The sequence below is a fragment of the Lacrimispora sp. 38-1 genome (assembly GCF_049890855.1).
In the GTDB taxonomy this organism is placed as follows: Bacteria; Bacillota; Clostridia; order Lachnospirales; family Lachnospiraceae; genus Lacrimispora.
In genome coordinates this window covers 310,004-333,624 of the sequence record NZ_JBANEW010000043.1, presented here as the reverse complement: position 1 = coordinate 333,624, position 23,621 = coordinate 310,004, and the positions used below count along the sequence as shown (strand labels likewise).

General features: G+C 43.9%; 21 protein-coding genes and 1 other annotated feature. Of the genes, 10 read left to right on the top strand and 11 right to left on the bottom strand.

Translation table 11 applies throughout. The features are described 5' to 3' along the window. Nucleotides 1-15: 15 nt before the first annotated feature. The 9 genes from queE to V7D18_RS09830 all read right to left on the bottom strand — a co-directional run bounded on the left by queE (nucleotide 16) and on the right by V7D18_RS09830 (nucleotide 9,148). Nucleotides 16-684: a putative 7-carboxy-7-deazaguanine synthase QueE gene (gene queE / locus V7D18_RS09870; RefSeq protein WP_426153870.1), complete on the bottom strand. Its 669-nt coding sequence runs from the start codon at nucleotides 682-684 to the stop codon at nucleotides 16-18. Continuing rightward, entirely contained in the window at nucleotides 671-1,108 is a 438-nt protein-coding gene (locus V7D18_RS09865) for a 6-pyruvoyl trahydropterin synthase family protein (RefSeq protein WP_426153918.1), read from the bottom strand. The genes queE and V7D18_RS09865 overlap by 14 nt, the downstream gene beginning before the upstream one ends. Nucleotides 1,109-1,391: 283 nt before the next feature. Then, entirely contained in the window at nucleotides 1,392-2,732 is a 1,341-nt protein-coding gene (locus V7D18_RS09860) for an FAD-dependent oxidoreductase (protein WP_426153868.1), read from the bottom strand. Between the two features lie 84 nt (nucleotides 2,733-2,816). Further along, the gene (locus V7D18_RS09855; protein ID WP_426153867.1) at nucleotides 2,817-4,193 is read right to left on the bottom strand and encodes a 6-phospho-beta-glucosidase; all 1,377 of its coding nucleotides are present in this window, start codon (nucleotides 4,191-4,193) and stop codon (nucleotides 2,817-2,819) included. A 126-nt stretch (nucleotides 4,194-4,319) separates the two neighbouring features. Further along, a complete protein-coding gene (locus V7D18_RS09850) occupies nucleotides 4,320-5,072 on the bottom strand; it encodes a MurR/RpiR family transcriptional regulator (RefSeq protein WP_426153865.1) in 753 nt (250 codons plus the stop codon). A gap of 21 nt (nucleotides 5,073-5,093) precedes the next feature. Further along, nucleotides 5,094-6,035, bottom strand: a complete 942-nt coding sequence (mmuM, locus tag V7D18_RS09845) for a homocysteine S-methyltransferase (protein ID WP_426153863.1) — start codon at nucleotides 6,033-6,035, stop codon at nucleotides 5,094-5,096. Continuing rightward, the gene (locus tag V7D18_RS09840) at nucleotides 6,036-7,454 is read right to left on the bottom strand and encodes an alanine/glycine:cation symporter family protein (protein WP_426153861.1); all 1,419 of its coding nucleotides are present in this window, start codon (nucleotides 7,452-7,454) and stop codon (nucleotides 6,036-6,038) included. A gap of 174 nt (nucleotides 7,455-7,628) precedes the next feature. Next, on the bottom strand, nucleotides 7,629-8,198 hold the full coding sequence (locus tag V7D18_RS09835; protein ID WP_426153859.1) for an N-acetylmuramoyl-L-alanine amidase family protein: 570 nt from the start codon (nucleotides 8,196-8,198) through the stop codon (nucleotides 7,629-7,631). A 95-nt stretch (nucleotides 8,199-8,293) separates the two neighbouring features. Next, a complete protein-coding gene (locus V7D18_RS09830; protein WP_426153857.1) occupies nucleotides 8,294-9,148 on the bottom strand; it encodes an MBL fold metallo-hydrolase in 855 nt (284 codons plus the stop codon). 376 nt (nucleotides 9,149-9,524) lie between these two features. Between V7D18_RS09830 and V7D18_RS09825 the strand changes: the two genes are divergently transcribed. The 8 genes from V7D18_RS09825 to V7D18_RS09790 all read left to right on the top strand — a co-directional run bounded on the left by V7D18_RS09825 (nucleotide 9,525) and on the right by V7D18_RS09790 (nucleotide 18,029). Further along, nucleotides 9,525-10,280, top strand: a complete 756-nt coding sequence (locus tag V7D18_RS09825; protein WP_426153855.1) for an AIM24 family protein — start codon at nucleotides 9,525-9,527, stop codon at nucleotides 10,278-10,280. Between the two features lie 224 nt (nucleotides 10,281-10,504). Next, nucleotides 10,505-11,218, top strand: coding sequence for a response regulator transcription factor (locus V7D18_RS09820; RefSeq protein ID WP_426153853.1), 714 nt, complete (start codon nucleotides 10,505-10,507; stop codon nucleotides 11,216-11,218). After that, entirely contained in the window at nucleotides 11,208-12,539 is a 1,332-nt protein-coding gene (locus V7D18_RS09815; protein WP_426153851.1) for a HAMP domain-containing sensor histidine kinase, read from the top strand. Before V7D18_RS09820 ends, V7D18_RS09815 begins: the two co-directional genes overlap by 11 nt. Beyond that, entirely contained in the window at nucleotides 12,539-14,047 is a 1,509-nt protein-coding gene (locus V7D18_RS09810; protein WP_426153916.1) for an amino acid adenylation domain-containing protein, read from the top strand. Before V7D18_RS09815 ends, V7D18_RS09810 begins: the two co-directional genes overlap by 1 nt. Continuing rightward, entirely contained in the window at nucleotides 14,044-15,240 is a 1,197-nt protein-coding gene (locus V7D18_RS09805; protein WP_426153849.1) for a diaminopimelate decarboxylase family protein, read from the top strand. The genes V7D18_RS09810 and V7D18_RS09805 overlap by 4 nt, the downstream gene beginning before the upstream one ends. Continuing rightward, the gene (locus tag V7D18_RS09800; protein ID WP_426153847.1) at nucleotides 15,241-15,468 is read left to right on the top strand and encodes an acyl carrier protein; all 228 of its coding nucleotides are present in this window, start codon (nucleotides 15,241-15,243) and stop codon (nucleotides 15,466-15,468) included. It abuts the gene before it with no gap. Between the two features lie 3 nt (nucleotides 15,469-15,471). After that, nucleotides 15,472-17,055, top strand: a complete 1,584-nt coding sequence (locus V7D18_RS09795) for an MBOAT family O-acyltransferase (protein WP_426153845.1) — start codon at nucleotides 15,472-15,474, stop codon at nucleotides 17,053-17,055. Nucleotides 17,056-17,066: 11 nt separating this feature from the next. After that, complete coding sequence (locus V7D18_RS09790; RefSeq protein ID WP_426153843.1) at nucleotides 17,067-18,029, top strand: hypothetical protein; 963 nt, start codon at nucleotides 17,067-17,069, stop codon at nucleotides 18,027-18,029. A 48-nt stretch (nucleotides 18,030-18,077) separates the two neighbouring features. Here V7D18_RS09790 and V7D18_RS09785 read toward each other — a convergent pair whose 3' ends face one another. Together V7D18_RS09785 and V7D18_RS09780 are read right to left on the bottom strand one after the other, a co-directional pair. Next, nucleotides 18,078-19,295: an aminotransferase class I/II-fold pyridoxal phosphate-dependent enzyme gene (locus V7D18_RS09785; protein WP_426153841.1), complete on the bottom strand. Its 1,218-nt coding sequence runs from the start codon at nucleotides 19,293-19,295 to the stop codon at nucleotides 18,078-18,080. Between the two features lie 54 nt (nucleotides 19,296-19,349). Beyond that, nucleotides 19,350-19,586, bottom strand: a binding site (T-box leader). Between the two features lie 62 nt (nucleotides 19,587-19,648). Continuing rightward, on the bottom strand, nucleotides 19,649-20,206 hold the full coding sequence (locus V7D18_RS09780) for a PadR family transcriptional regulator (protein ID WP_426153839.1): 558 nt from the start codon (nucleotides 20,204-20,206) through the stop codon (nucleotides 19,649-19,651). 168 nt (nucleotides 20,207-20,374) lie between these two features. Here V7D18_RS09780 and V7D18_RS09775 point away from each other — a divergent pair, with 168 nt between their 5' ends. Next, nucleotides 20,375-21,607, top strand: a complete 1,233-nt coding sequence (locus tag V7D18_RS09775; RefSeq protein ID WP_426153837.1) for an L-lactate MFS transporter — start codon at nucleotides 20,375-20,377, stop codon at nucleotides 21,605-21,607. Nucleotides 21,608-21,628: 21 nt separating this feature from the next. Then, nucleotides 21,629-23,578, top strand: coding sequence for an FAD-dependent oxidoreductase (locus V7D18_RS09770; RefSeq protein ID WP_426153835.1), 1,950 nt, complete (start codon nucleotides 21,629-21,631; stop codon nucleotides 23,576-23,578). The last annotated feature ends 43 nt before the right edge of the window (nucleotides 23,579-23,621 follow it).

Below are 23,621 nucleotides of genomic sequence, written 5' to 3'. Positions count from 1 at the left end.
GTTCCTCCCTTCCGGCTAAACGCCCACTGCATCGGATCCCCAGATGATCTTATGCATCTGAAGCTGAAGAGTCACATCATTTAACCGGTTCTGTTTCATAAATTCCACAGTATCAGACAGTGAAAGTCTGCCAAATACCGTACTAAAATAGATATGGCACCGGCCGGAAAGCTTATAACTGTCTATAATTTCCACCGCCCGCTCCAGATCCTTTCTGCTTCCGGCAACGAATTTAACTGTATCCTTCTGCTTTAAATAATCAAAATTGGACAGCCTCATTGCATCCTCCATACCGCTGCCTGGAAGCTTATAATCCATGGTAAAGGTCAGCGTATCTATTTCACGCTGGTAAACGGAAAGATCTGCACTTCCATTTGTTTCAACCTCTACCCGGAGCTCATCATCTAATAAAAGAAGGGAAAGAAGATCTCCGATGCCTGGTTGAATAAGCGGCTCGCCCCCGGTGAGAGTCACATTTTTTATACCCAGTTCTTTTATGTATTCATAAATATCAAGTTCACTCATCGTTCTTCCGTGTGCCAGGGCATCCTTCGCCCAGGCAGTATCGCAATAAGAGCAGGAAAGGTTGCAGCCATAAAAACGGATAAACACAGCCAGCTGGCCTGCGCATATCCCCTCCCCGTTGATACTTACAAACGTTTCCGCTACATTATATTCTGCCATGGCTATCCTCCCCATAAGAAGCGCCGTTTGCAGGAGTCTCATACACCCTGGCGGATTTCACGTTATATCCCTTTTGACACATTTTTTGATAGAAGTATCTGGAAAACTCTTCTGCTGTCGGGCGGAAATTTAATTCAACCAGTAAAAACCCCTCCTCCTTCAAAGCATGTAAGGTTTCAGGCTTCAGCGAGTTTTCTTCCATGATCAGAGAATGATCTAAATAATCTGTTTCTTCTTTTAAATCCTCTTTCAGCCTGGAAAAATCAACGATCATTCCCTGTGTCTGCCCTGCTTTTTGCAGTAACGGACTTTGAATTTCGATCACGACTCTCCACCTGTGGCCATGGATATTTTTGCATTTTCCTTCATAGCCCTTTAAAAAATGTGCTGAATCAAAGCTTTGTTCTGTTTCCAGGTAATACATGGGTCCCTTTGTCCTTTCGAATTTCGAAGGCCGGATTTTAACTTTGCCGTATAATCGCAAAAAAGCAGACATATGACTATGCCTGCTTTCTCTATCTGCACGAAAAAAAAGCTATAAAACTCTGATAACTTTTCATTCCAACAATATTAAAATCAGCCCTAGTTTTGTTTATAGACAGGATGGTACTAATGAACTGTCTTCTATGCGGTTAAAAGTATAACACCGTTTTTGCTGTGCGTCAAGATACGGGGTGGCGGTGGAAGATTTAACTGCTTTACTATATTTACCGGACTGCCTGTGGAAAACTGAATACATGGATAGGATCATACCGACTCTCTGTCTGCTTTAATCTGCATACATTCCCGCCGTAATACTCCTTCTCATAAACAGGCAGCCTGTTATAAGGAAAATTAATGTAGGAACCTTCTGTCAGTCCTTTTAAATACTGAAATCTGGGATAGAGCCACCGCCTGTTGCTCTCCTCATAGCAATCGTCTTCCCATACTGACTGGATCCCCATAATATAAGATGCGTTCCTGTAAAAATAAGCGGTGCTTACAGGACTTATCTCCCGGACCTTTCCGCCAAGTGCATAAACACTTACTGCGGCATACACAGAGCCTTCCGCTCTCTTTTTAATCAGCGTAACAATCTTTCTTCTCTCTTCTGCCCCATACATTCTGTGGACAAACCGGCCAGCAGACTGAAACTTTTCATATTCCGGATACGTAGACTGTATTATTTCCATAGCCTGAAAAAAAGACAGTTCCCTATAATTTAAAACCGCCCCATCCCTCTCAAATGGCTTTAATATAACTGCGGCCTCTTGTGCTGATCCGTAGAACAAACCTCTGCCAAAAATTCCAAGCCCCTCCTCCGGTGAATTGTACATGCTGGCATTGATGGTAATCCTGGGATCTAAATTCACCAGCCATTTCTGCCATACCTCTAAAAATCCCGCCATCTCCTCCAGTCCGGGTTTGGTATACTCAAGTACCACCAGTGTCACCGCAGTTATCGGGGGCGGCAGTTTAAATGTCAGGGAGGTAACAACACCAAAATTTCCTCCACCGGCTCCTCTCAAAGCCCAGAACAGGTCCGGATTACAGTTTTCATCGGCATTTAAAACCTTACCTTCATAATTAACCATCTCCAAAGCCTTTAAGCTGTCACAACCCAGTCCCAGGAAGCGGCTTGAATATCCCCAGCCTCCGCCCAGTGTATATCCCGCCGCACCAACGGTAGGACAGGTCCCGCCTGGGAACGGATATCCTTTTTCCCCCAGATAATTGTACACCTCCCGGTTGCGGACACCGCCCTCCATGACAACATACTTTTCTGAGTCAGACAGGTGGATATCTTTCATTGGACTTACATCAATCACCAGTACCCCGTTTCCTGTGGAATAGCCCTGATAATGATGACCTCCCGACCGGATTCGTATCCCCAGCCCATGCCGCCTTGCAAAACGCACTGCATTTTGTATATCGGATGTCTGGCTGCAAAAAACGATTATAACAGGAAATTTCTGAACAGCCCGGTTCCACTCCTGCCTCGCTTCCTCATATTCCTTCTGGCAGGGAGTAATAATTACCCCCGTCAGACCTTCTTTATTAATCCCCAACTAAATCACCAGCATTTCTCTGTATTAGATTTATACTGTATGATATGAGTTTGTCTATCAGCAGGGAACGATGACCGCCGGGGGTTATCTGCTCTCTGCCTCCAGCTGCGCGATCTTTTCCTGAAACTGCGGCAGATGCTTCTTATGAGCCACTAAAAGTTCATCAAGGATCGTCCGCGCGATCTTTCCGCTTGGCACCAGCGGATTTAATGTAAATGCCTGCTGTGCAGTTCCGTAATCACCGGTAACTGCAGCTTTAATGGTAGTCAGTTCCATATCCTTCATCAGCTGCAGAAGCCCTCTGGTGGAAGAATCAAAGCTGCCCCATGAGATGGGAACAGGACCGCCTGCCGTAATAATACTGCTGACTTCAACCACCACATCATCCGGCAGATCTGAGATTGCACCGTTATTTCTGGTGCTCACAACCATGGTGGTCTTCTTGTCATTATAAATGGATGCAATCAGCTCACAGGCCGCATCGGAATAGAAGGCACCGCCGCGCTTTTCAAGCTGAACCGGCTTTCTATTTAAATCAGGGTCCTTATAAAGTTCAAAAAGCTCTGCTTCTGTCTTCTTTACAAGCTCTGCTCTGGTTTCCCCTTTTGCAAACGCCTCCAGCTCTTCCTTCAGCATATCATCCGTAATATAGTAATACCGGTGATACATACATGGAATGATTCCCAGATCCCTGATCTGATCTGCTAAAAAAGCAATATTGGGTATGTTTTGAACACCGGAACTTTTCAGCCCCTGCATGGCATTTTTAAGACCATCCGGCTTTGTATAGACCGCTTCAAGAACCTCTCCTGTCTTTTCCACACCCTCATGATTCCATACTCTGTGCCAGTGGAAATGGTTTAAACCGCCGAAACGGAAAAACAAATCCTCTTCCTTTTCCTGCAGAGCCCCTGCTGCAATCTTTCTGCACATGATGGGAACGTTGCAAAGTCCCACTACCTTATCCCATTTGCCATAACGCATCACTGCTTCGGTCACCATGCCGGAAGGATTTGTAAAGTTCACAAGCCATGCATCCGGACAGAGTTCCTTCATATCCTCCACAATCTCCAGAATGACTGGAACTGTACGAAATGCCTTAAACATACCGCCTGCGCCGTTGGTCTCCTGACCGATTACTCCGTGCGACAGAGGAATCCGTTCATCCTTAATCCGTGCATCCAAAAGTCCTACCCGAAACTGGGTGGAAACAAAATCTGCATCCTTTAAAGCGGCTCTCCGGTCCAGAGTTAAATGAACTTCCCAGTCAAGGCCTGCCGCCTTCACCATGCGCTTTGCAAGATTGCCTACAATTTCCAGCTTTTCTTTTCCTTCTTCAATATCCACCAGCCAGATTTCTCCGATGGGAAGTTCCCCTTTTCGTTTGATAAAGCCTTCTATCAGTTCGGGGGTATAACTGGACCCGCCTCCAATGGTTACTATTTTAATTTTCCCTTTCATCTGCTTACCTCCTGGTATTTGATAAAAAAAGCATACTCCAAAAATCTCTGAAAGGGAACGGATTTGCCTTCTTTGGGAACAAGCATGGGTGTTTTGGCATTTGTTCCACAAAAAAAACAGGGTGTTTCATCCCTGCTTTTTCTCCATGGTCAGCCTTGCTAAAGCTTCCACAATATAAACTGCCGGAATCTGAGAAGTGATATCCACCTTCATCTCTTCCATTTCTTTTCTCTCTTTTTGAATGTAATAGGAAATATTGTAATCTGAGATTCTTGCCAGAGTGCTGTTCCTGCTGTTGGTAATGGATACCAGAGTACTGCTGCTTTCCTTCAAAATAGAAGAATTCTCTATGATTATATTGGTCTCCCCTTCCACAGACAAAACAATAATAATGCTTTCCTCCGGAAATTCCAGATTAATGGGAAACATGGGACCGTTAATCCCCGTGGAAAAGATTCCGATATTGCAGAAATAGCGGCTTGCGTACTCAGCCATTATTCCTGAATTACCGGTACCAATGAATATAATCTGACGTTTACCTGCAATCACTCCGGCGATTGTATCCAGCTGTTTTTGAAAGGCATCCGTATTGACCCGTTCAAAAAAATCCGTGATGGAAGATAAATCAAACCGTTTCTTCACAGATCCTTTCTTTTCCTTCTCCAGCTTAAACCGTACCTTAAATTCAGAAAAACCGCTGCACATGGCCTTTCTGCAGAACCGGGTGATGGTAGTGGTGGACACATGTGCTTCCTTCGCCACCTCCCGGATTGTCATATATGGTATCTTCTCACTGTTTTTTAATATATAGTTGTAAACCTCGTAGTCCAGTTCCCCAAATTGTTCCATCACCTGACGGGAAAACAATGTCATTGCCATTCACCTCATACGAATCCTGTTTTATCTGTTTTTCTGGTACCAGGTAAAAATCTCTTGAATATCCTCCGGCGTGGTGCGGCAGCACCCGCCGATTAAGCCTGCACCAGCCTCATACCAGCTGGCGGCCCACTGACCATACAGCCCCGGTTCCTTCACTCCATGCCATTTCTTACAGCAGGCATCATAAGTTTCCCCGCTGTTGGGATAAGCAACAATGGGAAGGCTTGTATGCGTTTTGTATGTTTTTATTATATCCGTCACCAGATGGGGCTGGGTGCAGTTTACACCAATTGCCTTTAAATGTTTCAAACCTGCCAGGGCCTTTACACACGCTTCAATGGTATCTCCTCCATTAATCTGGCTGCTGTTCTTAAATGAAAAGCTGATATAATAATCAGCGCTTAACTGTTCCATCACTCTGGCACAGACAACAGCCTCATATAGACAGGGAAATGTCTCCAGCGCAAACATTTCCGCCCCTGCTTCTTTTAAAATCTCCATCCTGTCTCTGTGAAATTCTTCCAGCTCCTTCTCTGTTACCTGGTAATTGCCGGTGTATTCAGAGCCATCAGCCAGATAAGCGCCGTAAGGTCCGATCGAGCCGACAGCAAGAGGCAGACATCTGCCGGTGCTTTTCCCCTCTTCCTCCCACCATCTGCTTCTGGTTTCAAGAAGAAGTTCCATGGAACGGGCGATGAAATCCCTTGCTTCCTGTCTGGAATAACCTTTCTTTAAAAATCCGGCAATGCTGGCCTGATAGCTGGCAGAGGTTCCTGCATCTGCTCCGTTTTTAAAATAGTCATAATGGACATCACTAATTGCCTGTGGCTGGCTCTCCAGCACTTTCGCGCTCCAAAGCTCATCGTTTAAATCAAGCCCTTTCTTTTCAAGCTCCGTAGCCATGGCTCCGTCCAGAATAATTAAATCCTTCTCTTTTCTCATTTCATCAAAACTTGTTCTCATCTATTCTTCTCCTCCCTTTAAAACCACCGGCGGCGGATTTTCTCCCCTGTTTTTAGCCGGTAAAAACCGATACCAGAAATCATCAAACAGCCTGAAAATTTCTTTCTGCTTTGCATAAATAAAGATCAGTGTAATAACCACATAAGATGCCGTTAATATATCGGTAAATGCCCATAAAACATCGGCTTTTATATTATAAAAGATCAGACATGGAATCAGATAGTAAACCATATAAACCGGCATGGCAAGTTTATTAAGCCTTGTATCTCCCAGTGCGTAGTTTACCGACTTTTCACAGGCATAATACATTCCGATTATGGTTGTCCAGGCAAAAACAGCGATTGCAAGAGAAATCATCACCCCTCCGCTGCTGCCGTACGCCTGCTTAAAAGCGATGGTGGTAAGGGCTCCGGAGGTGGCATCTGCCGTAATATAGGCATCTGTGGAAAGAATGGAAAATGCGGTGATGCTACAGATCACAATGGTATCTAAAAAGATCTCTCCCCAGCCCCAGGAAGACTGCCTCACCGGATGGTCGGTCTTTGCAGAGGCATGAGCGATAATCCCGTAACCGGTTCCTGCATCATTGGAATAAAGCCCTCTCGCCACACCGAACTGAATGGCATCCCTGACAGTCGCTCCTGCAAATCCCCCTGCTGCTGCAGTGGGAGTAAAAGCTGACCGAAAGATCAGCAGGATGATTTCAGGAACTCTCTGGTAATTTAAAATAATAATACCAATACCAGCCATGACATAGAAAACAGCCATAACAGGAATTACCTTTTCCATAAATAGAGAGATTCTCTTTAAACCTCCGGCAATCGTGACAAAGCAGGTGATGCCAATGAGTAAAACAGTGATCCAGGGGGCGATTCCCAGCCCTTCCTTTATGGAGCTTGTGACTGCTTCCGTCTGGACACAGCAGGTCCATGGCCCGAATACCAGGCAGAACACGGCTAATATGACAGCCCCCTTATTCCAGCCAAAAGCATTCTTCATAACGAAGGAACGGTCGCAGACATATTCATCCATGGATTTCTCATATTTCTGGCGGTACCGCTGACCGATCATGATTTCACTGGCCTTTATGGACATTCCAAAAAAGGCAGAAACCCACATCCAGAACAGCGCTCCCGGTCCGCCGCTGACAATGGCAGTCGCCACACCGCTGATATTGCCTGTACCAATGGTATTGGCAAGTGCCGTACATGCGGCCGCAAAGCCGGAAACCGTTCCCTCACCCTCTGATTTGTGAAACATCTTTCCGTAAGTGTTTTTAAAATGGAAAAGCACTTTTCTCTGGTAAATGAAACGGAAACGAACCGTTAAATAGATCCCGGTGCCTACCAGGATAATAATCATTGGCAGTCCCCAGATCAGATCATCCAGCCAGTATAAAATATCTGACAGTGACTTCATGCTGATGGATCCTCTCTTTTCTTTTGTTTATTTATCTGTTGCTACTAGGTATTATAAGACACAGGCCGCAGATTGAGCAACCTGTTTTGTATTTTCTCAGGAATTTGCACGCAAAAAATGCTTTCTTTGAAGTTTTTACCTCAAAGAAAGCACTAATCATCGGCAGTTTTAACGTTAAGCAAACCCAAAGTACCGGAGAAGTCCCAGATAAATTCCGTAAGCGAATCCATACTGGTCATTACGCAGTTTTTCCGCATCGGAATAATTGCTTAAATATCCCAGTTCTACCAGGTTGGCAGGCATATCCGCATTCCTGAGCACATACAGGGAAGGATTTTCCCGGATTCCATTGTTTTTGGTTCCAACCATATCATTAATTCCGCCCATGATCTGTTCCGCCAGCCACTGAGCCTGGGTAAAATACTGATAGATGTACACTTCCGTTCCGTTAATTTCGGGATTAGGATTTAAATTACAGTGAATGCTGATAAAATAGTCTGCCGGCCACTGATTCGCCATGGCAACTCTGGCAGCCAGGCTGGTGGTATTGTTTGTACCCAGCACCGTATCCGGCTCTGGTCTTGAAACCCTCGCTTCAAACCGCGGATCACTGTTTAAGAGGTTCTGAAGATAAAGTCCTACCTGAAAATTAATTTCTGATTCATTTAATCCATTCGCCTCTGCACCGCTGTTAAAATATCCGCTGGGATTATGACCCTGATCAATAAATATTTTAATTGCCATCTCGCATTTCCTTTCCTACTTCACTATAATAAATATATTCCGTATTCGGGCAAATGCTACATTTTTTAGACTATTTTGTATATTTTTGAACGTATTTACTGAGCTTGGCGTGAATAAAGCACCCTTTCTCCATGTCTTCCCAGCCAGTATGGCAGACCGGGATATTTAACAGTTATATAATCCTCAAAATGGTCAGGATCTTCCTGATTACTGGAAAACATCTCATAATGGCCGGGAACTGCAAGGCCCGGCTTTATTGCACCGGCCAGATCCACCGCCTCCTGATAAGTCATGTTCCCAATGATATTGGAGCGGTAGCGTTCCCCATCCCTTCCATTAATTGGAAGAAACATCATATCCATATCTCCAAAACTTCTTAATTTGCTTTGAAGTCCCTCATAAATGCAGGTGTCACCTGAATGGTAAAGCCTGCATCCCATTCCTTCCAGAACCACTCCTGTGTAAGGGTATTGGCCGGTAACCGGATCCCGATCCAGAAACTCATGGGCAGAGGCAACCCCTGTTACCTGCATACCATTTTTAAGAATCAGGGTTTTACCGTCATCCAGCCCCAGAAAGCGGCTCTCATCAATCTGCAGTCCCGTACTGAGGGAAGGAATCAACTTCTCAGGCACAAGAAACGTGGCTTCCGGCGAGCTGAGGGAAAGCTGATGCCAGACGCTCCGGTCAATGTGATCCCAATGATCATGAGTTCCGATTATGTAATCTGCGTTGGTTATTTCTCCAGGATCAAGCAGAGGCGCTATTCGTCTGTCAGGGCGTTCTGAGAGAAATGCATCGATATAGAATGTGACAGTACCCAGCTTCACCGCATATCCCAGCTGCCCAAGCCACCAGAATGCTGCCTGTCCCTCCACTGGTATTGTCTCATCAATTTCTGCTATTAAGTCCTTCCCGCTTTTCGCGGTTTCCATGTACTGCTGTTTCATATTAAATCCGCCTTTCCGGTTAAATTTTTACTTACAGGATGTATCATACCATAGATTTTTCCAGATGCAATCAGGAATAATGAAAATAGGGATTGTCTCATTCTTAACCGGAAAATGCCGGGCTGCTTAAAACAGCCCGGCAGTGCTATGTGCATGCTGGAGGAAAATTCCGGCTTCCTTATAAAAGCCTTTGACAGCATATTCTTAAACTTTACTATATTAATAGTTCTGAAATACCTCTCTTATTTTATCCTATGTATGACAGCTTTTCCCCGTGATGAAAAAAATAGTTTTTTCATACTCTTTTTTCATTATTCTTATTAAGAATGGCATATCTGACGACTATCTAAACAGAAATAATTAAAGGAGACGATATATGATAACCTATAATAATCTTTACGACAACGGGAATATGCTTAAAATTGGCGAACGCGGCTGTGTGAAAGTGTTTGAACATCAAAAAGATTTAAGTGTCAATTCTGCTTCTGCCATAACTTCCTACTACGCATCAAAGATGAATATACGCAAAAGACAAGTTCTGATTGAACTCAATGGCAATTCCTTCACTGTCCAGGCTGGTGCCATGCAGTGGACCTCCGGTTCCGTTTCCATGACTTCCGGAATAAAGGGAGTGGGCGATTTTCTCGGTAAGGCACTTGCTTCCAAGGTGACAAAAGAATCCTCCGCAAAACCGGAATTTAAGGGCAGCGGCCTTCTGATGCTGGAGCCAACCTACAAGCATATTCTGCTGGAAGAGATTTCCGACTGGGGAAGTATGGTGCTGGAAGACGGATTATTCCTCGCCTGTGATTCCAACATCAAGCAGAATGTAGTTGCCAGAACCACACTGACCTCTGCAGTCGCCGGAAAAGAAGGTTTATTCAATTTATGCCTGACCGGACAGGGACTCGCAGTGCTGGAAAGCCCGGTACCAAGAGAAGAACTGATTGAGTTTGACTTAAAGGACGATGAAGTTAAAATAGACGGAAACATGGCGATTGCCTGGTCCAACTCTTTAAAATTTACTGTAGAGCGTTCCTCCAAATCCCTGATCGGTTCCGCAGTTTCAGGGGAAGGTCTGGTAAATGTATACCGGGGTACCGGCAAAATACTTATGGCACCGGTGGAGTAATATTCCGTATTTTTATAATAATTAATCAGAAACCGGACATGCCCTGTGATGAATGGCATATCCGGTTTTTTTATCTTTTTTAAATCTAAAAATATTCAAACATAATTACGGAAATAATGTCTCACTATTTCTTAATAATTCTTAATTCAGCCTACATTGCCTTGTTATTGCGTCTATAAGTGCTATAATTCACATGAACAAATCAATCAAGGAGGCATCTGTCCATGAGTTCCATGCAACAGATATTAGTGGTGGATGATGACGCAGATATCCGGGAAGTTATCCGCATACAGCTGGAGAACAAAGGGTATGTCGTTTTGGAGGCCGCTAACGGAAACGATGCGGTGAATACAGTCAGAAAAAATCCCGATATCGACCTGATTATACTGGATGTCATGATGCCAGGAATATCCGGGATTGAGGCATGTGCACAAATCAGAGCTTTTCATTCCGCTCCGGTTTTATTTTTAACTGCAAAGTCAAAAGAAACAGACAAAAAAGATGCCTATGAAAACGGCGGTGATGATTATCTGGTGAAACCATTTTCCCAGGCAGAGCTTTTTATGAAAATACAGTCCCTTTTAAGAAGATATGTTGTCTATAAGGGAAAGGCAGAATCTGCCGTCAATCTTTCGGAAGTTCATGTTCAGGACATCGTTATTGATACCGTAAACCACTGGGTATACCGGGAAAATCAGAAAATAGAGCTGACAGATACGGAATATCTGGTTTTGATGTATCTTGTTAAAAATAAGGGAAACGCAAAAGATGCACAGGCTATTTACGAGGGAGTATGGAATGAAAAATTTCTTCCTTCCTCTACCAATACAATTATGGTTCATATTTTAAAGCTGAGAAAGAAACTGGAACTGGATTTTAACAATCCTTTAATCATCCGCACTGTCTGGGGAAAGGGATATCAGATTGATGAAGGGTAAAATATTTTCATCACTGCGTTATAAGCAGGTATTTGTACTTCTGTTCGGAGCATTCATAAGCTTCGCCATGTATCTGATTGTAGGAACCGTGGGAGAATACCTGGTTTCAAAAAAACACATGGATGAAGACTCGGTGCGATACCGGTTAAACAGCTACCAGAATTCCTTTGAAAATTATGTACGGAAATATAAGATTTCCGTGAAGGATGTACGGGCCATATCAAGATGGGTCAAGAGCCATAAATATGTGTATCTCACCATATATAACGGAGACGAAATTCTTTATGAATCGGGGTTCTGGAATGATTCCTACTCTTCCTATGAAACGGCTGCAACCATTGTGGACAGCTGTACCCAGCAGGAACGCGATATTACCTTTTCAGACGGCACGTTCTCCGTATCCATCATTGATTCTTCCCAGATCAAATGGCTTGACGTAGTGCTGTACTGTTCCTGGATTATATTCTTTATTATATTTTTCATTATTATAATCCTTTATAACCGAAGGATCATTGACCGGATTGTTCTTCTTTCAAAAGAAGTGTCACTCATTGAGAAAGGGGACTTAGAGCAGCCCATTTACCATAAAGGAAACGATGAAATCTCACTTCTGGCTAAAAACGCGGACAATATGAGACATTCCATAATTACCAGATATAAAAGCGAAAAAGATGCATGGGAAGCAAACAGCGAGCTCATCACCTCCATGTCCCACGATATCCGTACACCATTAACTTCCTTAATCGGATATCTGGAAATTCTGGATTCCAAAGACTACCGTTCAGAGGAACAGATGGAGAAATACATTAAAAGCTGCAGGGAAAAGTCCATTCAGCTGAAGGATTTATCTGATAAGCTGTTTCAGTACTTTCTTGTATTCGGTAAGGATACCATCTTAATGGAGATGGAAACCTATGATGCAAGAATCCTGCTTCAGCAGCTTTTAAGTGAACATGTATTTAATTTAAACAGCCTTGGTTTTGAAGTGCAGACGGAATTCATGAATGAACCCTGCACCATTAAGATTGATATCCAGTATTTGAAACGTCTCTTTGACAACCTGTTTTCCAATGTAAGAAAATACGCCGGTCACGGCTCCCCCGTTATCGTCAGGGGTTCCAGGGAAGAGGACTTTTTAATCATCAGCATTACCAATGAAATCCGTACCGATCTGGTCTTTCAGGAAAGCACCAATATCGGACTGAAAACATGCCGGAAGATTGCCGAGCAGATGGACGGGAGTTTTGAAATTCTCACGACGGAAACTCTTTTTACCGCCCGCGCCACATTTCCTATAACATCGGCAGGAAAGGAATCATAATTATGAATAATATCTTAGAATATCTGGAGTATTCTGCAAAAGAATTTCCTGATAAAACGGCGATTATTGACCCGGATAAAAGCTGCACCTATAAAGAGCTGTATGACCGTTCCAGACAAATCGGAAGCTTTTTAACAGAGCATACAAAAGCAGGAAGGCCCGTTGTGGTATTCATGGATAAGTGTGTGGAAGCACTGACCTCATTTATGGGAATTGTCTATGCAGGCTGTTTTTATACATTTATAAATCCGGACCAGCCCGCTGCCAGAATCAGCCAGATACTTGATGTCTTAAAAACAGACTGTATCGTCTCTCTTGGAGATTCAGACGAAAAGCTGAAGGAGCTTTCTTTTAAAGGAACCATCTTTGACTACAGGAATCTTCTTTCTTCTCCCATAAACACAGACCGTCTGAACGCTGTCCGGGAAAAGTCCCTGGATATCCAGCCATTATATTGTAATTTTACTTCCGGTTCTACCGGAGTTCCCAAAGGGGTGCTGGTGAGCCATCGGTCCGTTATCGACTTTATGGAATATTTCCCGGCCATGTTTGAGATAACGAAGGATGATGTCCTGGGCAATCAGGCTCCTCTGGATTTTGATGTATCGGTAAAAGACATCTATTCTGCCTTTAAAACCGGCGCTTCCATTGTTCTCATACCAAAAAAATATTTTTCCATTCCCACCATGCTTTTGGACTGCCTGTGTGACTATCAGGTAACTACTCTGATCTGGGCCGTTTCGGCGCTGTGCATGGTCACTCAGCTGAAGGGTTTTACTTACAAAGTACCAGTGCGTGTCAATAAGGTTTTATTCAGCGGTGAAGCCATGCCGGCAAGCCATCTGGCGCTCTGGCAGAAGAACCTTCCCCGTGCGAAGTTTGTAAATCTTTACGGTCCCACGGAGATCACCTGCAACTGTACGTATTACCCGGTTTTAAAAGTATTCGAACCGGAAGAAAAAATTCCCATTGGAAAACCATTTCCCAATGAAAACGTATTTCTTCTTGGGTCCGGTGACAAACTCATCTCAGACGAAGGGGAAACCGGAGAAATCTGCGTATCAGGAACCGCTCTCGCCCTCGGATATTATAACAATCCGGAGCAGACAAAAAAGGCGTTTGTTCAAAATCCTGTCAATGATCTCTATCCTGAGACCATTTACCGGACCGGAGACCTTGCTTTTTATAACAGCCAGGGAGAACTGTGTTTCGCGGGGCGCAGGGATTTTCAGATTAAACACATGGGACACCGGATTGAGCTGGAAGAGATCGAGCTGATCTTAAACAGTTATCCGGAAATTGAACGGGCCTGCTGTGCCTTTGACAGTGTAAAAAACCGCCTTGCTGCATTTTACAGCGGGGATTTAGATAAAAAGGAATTGCTTAAGCGTATGCGGGAAACGCTGCCGGCTTACATGATTCCCAGCCTTTGCATTCCTGTACTTCACATCCCCGTTACTGCAAACGGTAAGATGGACAGAAAAAAATTATTGGAGATGTGTCTATGAAACAAGAAATGAACGATTCAAAAATAAAAACTGCATTTGAAACATATCAAACACCATTTTATCTTTTTGATACAGACATTCTTACCAGCCGGATAGCGGACATTCGGGCAGCGCTTCCGCCGAAAACACAATTATGCTTTGCCATGAAAGCCAATCCCTTTTTAGTAAAGGACATGGAAAAGCATGTGGATTATTTTGAGGTATGCTCTCCTGGAGAATTTCACATCTGTGAAAGAGCCGGAATTGATGAAAAACGGATTGTGATGTCAGGCGTACATAAGAAGCGGGAAGATATGGAGTACGCCATTACCAGATATTCAGACAGCATTATTTTTACCGTGGAATCTTTAGAGCACTGGAAGATCCTGACCTCCTGCGCTCTTAAAGAGAAAAGAAATATCCGGGTTCTTTTGCGCCTTACCAGCGGAAACCAGTTTGGAATGGATGAGCTTTCCATACGCAGGATCATTTCCGGAGGTCCTTATGAATATGTAGAAATCTCAGGCATCCAGTACTTTTCCGGCACACAGAAAAAATCTGGAGCGAAACTGGAGGGCGAACTTAAGATGCTGGACCAGCTTTGCGCTGATTTACAAAAGCAGTATCAGTTTACAGTACAAAAGCTGGAATACGGTCCCGGACTTCCGGTGTGCTATTTTGAAGGAGAAAAAGATGAGGAAGAAGCTATGCTTCTTGCCCTGTCGAGTGCCATTGAAAATCTATCCTTTAAAGGACAGGTAACACTTGAGATGGGACGCTTTATCGCTGCATCCTGCGGGTTTTATGCAACCAGCGTGGCAGACTTAAAAACCAACAATGACCAGTCTTACTGTATCGTTGACGGAGGCATACACCAGCTGAACTACTACGGTCAGATGCTGGCTATGAAAAAACCCTTTATTACCCATTACGGCAGACAGGAAGGGGAAGTGGCAGAATGGACCGTATGCGGATCTCTCTGCACTTCCAGCGATGTTCTTGTAAGGCAGTATCCGTTTCATGCTTTGGAACCGGGCGACCGGCTTGTTTTTCAGAAGACAGGTGCTTACTCTGTCACTGAGGGGATGGCGATGTTTTTAAGCCGCGATCTTCCTTTGGTACTTCTTTATTCAGAAAATGAGCAGTACCGGGTTGCAAGACCAGCTCTTGCAACAGACCAGTTTAATTTTTTCACTCAGAAAGGAGATAAATAAATGAACGAATTATTAGCGATTTTAAACGAAATTAACCCGGGGATTGATTATGAAAAAGAGACAGGGCTGATCGACGACGCTCTTTTAGATTCCTTTTCCATTCTCTCACTGATCCCTGAGCTGGAGGATGCCTTTGATATTACCATTACACCGGCAGATATGGTTCCTGTTAACTTTAATTCAGCAGATGCGATATGGAGCATGATCAACCGGCTGAAAGAGGAATAAGCTATGACCTATACGTCTATCCTTTACCTCATCATCTTTCTTCCCGGTGTCATACTGCTTTATCAGCTGACACCGGTGCGCCACCGGTATAAGGTTTTACTGGGGGCCAGCTGGCTTTTTTTTCTTTCCCTCAGCGGAAAGCTTATTGTGTACCTGCTGATCTCCACGCTTTCCGTTCATCATATCGGGCTGTGGCTTTCTTCCTGTAAGAAAGAACTTGATTTAACAGGCACTTCTGCGGAAGAGAAAAAGGCTTTAAAAGCAGCCTGCGCCGGCAAAAGGCGGAGAATCCTGTGGTTTGGTATGGGAATCCAGCTTGGCATGCTGATAATACTGAAATATTCCGGATTTTTCAGCGATAATATCAATCATATATTAAAGGCAGTATCCTATCCAAACCTGCTGCCTGCAATGAGATTTGCCCTTCCCATCGGGATATCGTTTTATACCCTGCAGGCTGTTTCTTATCTGGCTGACGTGTATTTTGAAAAAATTCCAGCTGACGACCACCTAGGCAGACTGGCTCTGTATCTGACCTTCTTTCCCATATTGATGGAAGGCCCCATATGCCGCTACTCTCAGACAGCCGGCGCTCTCACAGAGGGAAAACCTCTGGAATATAAAAATGTGACCTACGGGTTTCAGAGAATTTTATGGGGACTGTTTAAGAAGCTTGTCATTGCAGACCGACTGAATCTCCTTGTTGAAACAGTCTTTGGATCTTATAACCAGTACGGAGGCATTATCGTAATTGCCGGTGCCATCCTCTATACCTTTCAGCTATACGCGGATTTCTCCGGCTGCATTGACATGACAATCGGAACCGGTGAAATCTTTGGAATCTCCATTCCGGAAAACTTCCGGCAGCCATTTTTTTCAAAAAGCCCTTCCGAATTCTGGAGACGGTGGCATATTACTCTTGGTACATGGCTGAAGGACTATATCTTTTACCCCATTTCCCTGACTGCTCCGGTAAAGAAATTCGGGAAAAATTCCAGAACAAAATTAGGAAAGCACCTTGGACAGGTAGTTGCCACTTCTCCCGCACTATTTGGAGTATGGATCTGCAACGGCTTCTGGCATGGCACCGGCTGGCATTATCTTTTTTTCGGCATGTATTACTTTGTCCTCATTTTACTGGAGAATGTTACGGAACCTTACGTTGTAAAGGCAGCCGAAAAACTGAAGATCAACCGCAGCAGCCTGATATACCGCAGCTTTCAGTCCGTAAAGCTTCTTATCATTGTCTTTACGGGTGAATTATTTTTCCGGGCTGAAACACTGACAGCGGGTTTTTCTATGTTCCGGTCCATATTTACAGGCTTTCAGCTCTCCTCCCTGACTGACGGTTCTCTTTTACAGCTGGGGCTTGCTTTACCTGATTATACAGCCGTATCTTTAGGTTTTCTGGCAGTACTGGCAGTTGGTGTGATCCACGAACGCGGAATTTCCATAAGAGATAAATTATCCGGTTATAAACTTCCGGTTCGATGGAGTCTTTATTATGGAGCGATTTTACTTGTAATCGTCCTCGGTGCATACGGCGACGGATATTTACCGGCAAAGCTTATCTATGCCGGATTTTAAGAGGTGACGGAATGCATGCAGGAAACAAATTAAGAACATTATCCTTTATTACGGGACTTATCATTCTTTTATATATCATGTCCTTTCTTTTCCTGCCGGTAAACACCGGGGCAGAGGGACTTTACAAAAAAGCCGGAGGAATCTATAAGGAACCTAAAAATACCATCGGTTACTTATCCATCGGTGACAGTGAATGCAGCACCAGCATCTCTCCCATGGAGATCTGGAATGACTACGGGTACACAGGCTTTAACTGCGGTGTACCCGGTCAGAGGCTACAGGATACCTATTATCTTTTAGAAAAGGTATTAAATAAGCAGTCTCCAAAAGTAGTACTGCTTGAGACCAACGCCTGTTTCCGGGATTTCAAATACATCAATGCCCTGGAAAATACAATTGATGAAAAAACAAAGAAACTATTTCCTGTTTACCAGTACCACAACAACTGGAGATATTTTCATTTCTATATGCTGAAAAATATCCGTGCCGGTATAGCAGAAAAACCGTCACCTGTATATAAAGGCTATCAGTATAATATCATCAACAAACCTTATACCGGAGGACCTTATACGATGGAAACAGATGAGGTTTTCGATATACAGGAACAGCCCTTACTGTATCTGACGAAAGTCAATGAACTGTGTAAGGAAAAGGGAATTACTCTGATTTTATACAGCTCTCCCTCCCCCAAATGCTGGAACTACGCAAAACACAATGCAGTGAAGCAGTTTGCTGATAAAAATAACCTTGATTATATCGATTTAAACCTGTCTTTAGACCAGTTATCCATCGACTGGACCACTGATTCCAGAGACGGAGGAGATCATATCAACTATTACGGGGCAAAAAAAGTATCTGCATATATGGGCAGTTACTTATCCGGTTTAAATCTCCTGACAGATCACAGAGAGGATCCCCGGTTTACTTCCTGGAATACTGAGCTTAAAAGCTACCAGACACAGACAAATCAATAGTTAAATAAAAACCCGGCCCTGCAGACGAACCCGCTGCAGGGCCGTTTATTATTCCTGTCTGTAGTAAGACAGAAAATCTTCCAGCCGGCCGCAGGCAGATTTAAGCATACCCATTTCCGGTAAATAAACCACCCGGAAATGATCTGGTTTTTCCCAGTGGAAACCTCCGCCATGGGTAAGAAGAATCTTTTTATCTCTTAGAAAATCCAGAACAAACTTTTCATCGTCATAAATTCCGAATCGTTTCGTATCAATTTTAGGAAATACATAAAAAGCAGCTTTGGGCTTAGTTGCAGAAATTCCCGGGATCTGGTTTAACGCCTGGTATATGTATTCTCTCTGTTCATAGATCCTGCCGCCCGGAACCAGCAGTTTTTTTGTCTCCTCTTCCATCTCAAGGGCAGTTCCAATCACAGACTGGGCAGGAACGTTGGAACACAGTCTCATGGAAGACAGCAGATTGATCCCCTCCACATACCCCTTTGCAAAGGATTTATCCCCGCAAAGACTCATCCAGCCGCAGCGGTATCCTGCGATTAAATGGGATTTGGACAGCCCGTTAAATGTGATCGTAAGCAGGTCCGGTGCAAGAGACGCAATGGAGGTATGGGTCAGTCCGTCAAGCACCAGCCTGTCATAGATCTCATCTGCAAAAATAATGAGACCGTTTTCCCGGCAGAGCTTAACAATTTCTTCTAACAGCTCTTTGGAATAGAGAGTTCCTGTGGGATTATTGGGATTAATAACAACAATTCCCTTCGTCCTGTCTGTAATCCTGCTCTTAATATCATTGATATCCGGATACCAGTCTGCAACTTCATCACAGATATAGTGAACTGCCGTACCGCCCGCCAGAGTCACAGACGCAGTCCAAAGAGGGTAATCCGGAGAGGGAACCAGAATTTCATCACCGGAATCCAAAAGGCCCTGCATGGACAGAGTAATTAATTCACTGACTCCGTTTCCTGTATAGACATCCTCTGTTCCCACCTCATGAATTCCTTTTTTCCGGCAATACTTCACAATTGCTTCCCTTGCGGATAATAAGCCCCTGGAATCGGAGTAGCCCTCTGTATTGACTAAATTATCATTCATTTTCTTTAAGAGCGCTTCCGGTGCGCGAAAGCCAAACGGAGCCGGATTGCCGATATTCAGTTTTAAAATTTCCACTCCCTGGGCGATCATTCGGTTTGCTTCGTCCATAACCGGTCCTCTGATGTCGTAGCATACATAATCCAGTTTTTTTGATTTTTCAAATTTTCTCATAATACATTCCCTCTTTCTTAATTTTGCATAAAAAAAGGCCCCAAGCGTTAAAACGCTTAGGGCGAATATACAATCCGTGTTACCACCTAAATTCAGAGAATTCTCTGCACTCCATACGGTACTGACATACCGCGTCCCTGTAACGTGGGAATCCGTTGAAGCCTACTTGGGAATCTTCCCGTTGGGTTCAAAGCTCCGAGACTGCTTCCATATACTTCAATAAAGGTTCACACCAGCCACCTTCTCTCTGAAATTCTCCGTATACGTACTATTCCTCTTCATTGCCTTTTCACTATTTCGGAAATGATACCACAGCCGCATAGAATTGTCAATAGTTTTTCTTAATGGGCGCATCAGCCTTTCTCATTCCCGGTATCTTCTTTGCTGTAACCAATGCATTCATCGATCCAGGCTATGATATTCTCCTGCCTCATAATCGCACCGCGAAGCACAATAAAATCCCCGAACCGGTCTGAAGCACGGGGCGGGACTTTTGAATACTGTTCAAATGTCTTTTTTAATGAGTTTAAACGCTTAAAATGCTGCATCCGCTGATTTTCCAAAAGATGGATTCTCGTTTCAGTATCCAGATTGCCCGAAAAATACATCCTAAGACGAAACACGTCTTTGGGCGTCTTCTGTATCTTCTCATCCTTATGAAGCCACTTCATGAAATCTTTTTGCCCGTCTTCAGTAATGGTATAACGTTTTGCTTCCAGAATCTCTCCGCTGATTTCAATGTCGTAATTAACCAGTCCTTCTTCGTTTAGTTTTTTCAGTTCCGGATAGATCTGGCTATGATTGGCATACCAGAATTCAGCCAGTTCATAATTAAATTCCTTGGCAATTTCATAGCCTGTCATGGGATGTCGGCATAACAGCCCCAATATTGCATATTTCAAACTTTTCATATTATTTTCCTCAATTTTTTTCTTTCTGTTATAACTATAGCAAATATGGAAAATATGTCAATATAACTGTGTTAACTGAATATGTTAAAAATAAAACATGTTTATATTGACATGTATTATCAATCATGATATAACATTGTTATAATAATAACAATTAGGAGGGTTCATATGAATTACAACAAAAAAAGATGGCTGATCCTTATCGCCAGCTGCTTCATTAACTTATGCATCGGTTCTCTTTATGCATGGAGCGTTCTTTCCACACCAATGGCAGAATATTTAAGCCAGTTAACCGGAGTTACACTGACAGCCAGAGATTTATCCATTGTATTTGTAATCGCCAACTCAGTAGGTCCGATTACCATGATTACCGGAGGTACGATTAATGACACTCTGGGGCCGAAGCTGGTCATCTTAATCGGGGGAATTATGTTCGGCGGCGGTATGTTTCTGTCTGGCTATGCAAAAAGCGTCAGCTTTTTAATCGGAACCTACAGTCTTTTACTGGGGTTAGGTCTTGGAATGGTATATGGTGCAACCATCAGCACATCCATCAAGTTCTTCCCTGACAAAAGAGGTCTTGTAGGAGGGCTTACCACTGCAACCTTTGGAATCAGTTCCGTCATTATTCCGCCGGTTGCTGCCATGATTATTTCAACTGCAGGAGTCACTTCCGCATTTAAAATCATCGGTATTGTCTTTGCAGTTATTATCTGTATCAGTTCTCTGATTATGGAGAAGTGCCCTGCTGATTTTGTACCGGAAGGATATACACCTCCAGCTGCAGGCAAACAGGCTGCAATCAATAAAAACTGGAAAGAAATGTTAAAAACACCTGTGTTCTACGTTATGATTCTGCTGCTCACCTGCGGCGCATTTTCAGCTTTGATGTTTATTCCCATGGCTTCTCCTCTGGCTCAGAACATTGTAGGAATGTCCACAGTTTCAGCTACTGCTGCTGTTTCCACTCTGGCACTATTCAACGTTCTGGGAAGAGTACTTGCCGGATCTGTCTCTGACAAAATCGGACGGATCAACACGCTTGCTCTTGCCTGTGTGCTGTCTGTTATCGGTCTGCTCATGCTTTATTTCTGCGGTAAGGGAGATGTTGTTTTATTCTATGTAGCGATCTCCATTATTGGAATATGTTTCGGAGCTTTCATGGGTGTATTCCCAGGCTTTACTGCCGACCAGTTCGGACCGAAAAACAACAGTGTCAATTATGGAATCATGTTTATCGGATTTGCTCTTGCGGGCTACGTAGGACCAACCATTTTAAACAACATCTATGCTGCTGCCGGTAACTATAAAAATGCATTCTTAACAGCCATAGCTATCTCACTGGCAGGACTTATGCTGTCATTTATCTATACACAAATTAATAAAACAGAAAAAAAATAATTCATCGGAGGCAGAGACATCATGGAAAGAAAATTTCCTAATTTAAGCAAACCAATTCAAATCGGCAATGTATATTTTCGTAACCGTATGTTCGGAGCACCTATGGGCGGTACTGATATAACAAAAGACTGTACCATCGGTCCGAAAACGAAGGCATTCTACGAAAACAGGGCAAAAGGCGGCGCTGCTACTGTAACAGTCAGCGAGCTGGTTGTTCATCCCAAAACAGAGGCATCCCATATGTTTCATCTGGATTTACAGACAGTGGATTCCCTTGCAAGCTTTACCTATACTGCAGACGCCATAAGAAGACATGGTGCCATACCAAGTGTGGAGTTATCTCATTCCGGTCAGTATGCAGGAACGTATCTGGTAGATAAGGACAAGAAAGAAAGCATCTCTCAGTGGGGCCCAAGCCCCGGCACCAGACCGGACGGACGGGAGGTAAAGGAACTGACCCATGATCTGATTCAGGAAATCGTAGAGTCCTACGGCGAAAAAGCTGCTCTTGCGAAAAAAGCAGGATTTGAAATGGTTATGGTCCATGGCGGACACGGCTGGCTCATCAATCAGTTCTTATCTCCTTACTTTAACCAAAGAACCGATGAATACGGAGGTTCTTTGGAAAACAGGGTCCGTTTCGCAAAGGAAGTACTTGAGTGCATCAGAAAGTCCGTCGGACCAGGATTCCCAATTGAATTCCGCATGAGCGGTTCTGAGCTGTTTGAAGGCGGATACGATCTGGCAGAGGGCGTTAAGATTGCACAGCTTTTAGAGGATAAAATCGACTTGCTTCATGTATCAGCAGGTACATACCAGAGAGGCTTTGGAATCACCCATCCTTCCATGTTCCTGCCCCACGGTCCCAATGTTTATCTGGCAGAAGAGATTAAAAAGCATGTCAGCATACCGGTTGCTACGGTAGGCGCTTTAAATGACCCTGCCATGATGGAAGAAATCATTGCTTCTGGAAAAGCTGATGTAGTGGAAATGGCCCGTGCACTTTTAGCCGATCCGGAGCTTCCGAAAAAAGTAATGACAAACCAGGATGACAAGATCATTCACTGTTTACGCTGTTTTGTATGCATGGCAGAACGTGCCGTTACCTCCACAAGACGGTGTACAGTCAATCCTGTAATTGGACGCGAGATGGATGGTATGGAAATACAGCCTGCCTTAAAGAAGAAAAAGGTACTGATTGCAGGTGCCGGTCCCGGAGGTCTTCAAGCGGCCATCACCGCTGCAAAGAGAGGCCACGAAGTAATCCTGTGTGAAAAGAATGATGAAGTTGGCGGTATCCTCATTGGGGAACAGGCAATTCCATTCAAATACGAGATGTATCAGCTGGGTGTAACCCTGGGAAAACTGGCGGTTGAAGAAGGCGTTGACATTCGCTTAAATACAGCGGTAGATAAAGCATATGCCGAGAAGGAGCAGGCTGATGTGATTATTGTTGCAGCCGGTTCATCTCCCATTGTTCCTCCAATCAAGGGGTTAAACGGCGGCAATGTTATCATTGTCAATGATTACCACCATAAAAAAGACCAGGTAAAGGAATCTGTTGCTGTATTAGGCGGCGGTCTGGCAGGCTGCGAAATCGCGATTCATTTTGCCCGGGAGGGAAAGGAAGTTTCCTTAATCGAAATGAACGGAGAGCTTGCTCCTGATGCCAATATCCGTCATCGTCCTCTCATGCTGCAGGAAATAGAAAAATGCGGCATTCAGGTATATAAAAACCATAAGGGTATGGAAGTGACAAACGATGGTGTTATATGTCAGAATGAAGAGGGCAAAGAGGTGTTGATTAAAGGCAGAACAGTCGTATGTGCTCTTGGTCAGAAACCTCGCAGAGATGTTGTTGACGAGCTGGTTGACTGCGCTCCGATTGTTAAGACCATCGGAGACTGTATAAAAGCTTCCACTATTACAACAGCTGTTTATCAGGGACATCATGCTGCTCTTGATATATAATTCTAACGTTTAAATACAAGAACGCGTCCTGACCGGGCAATTG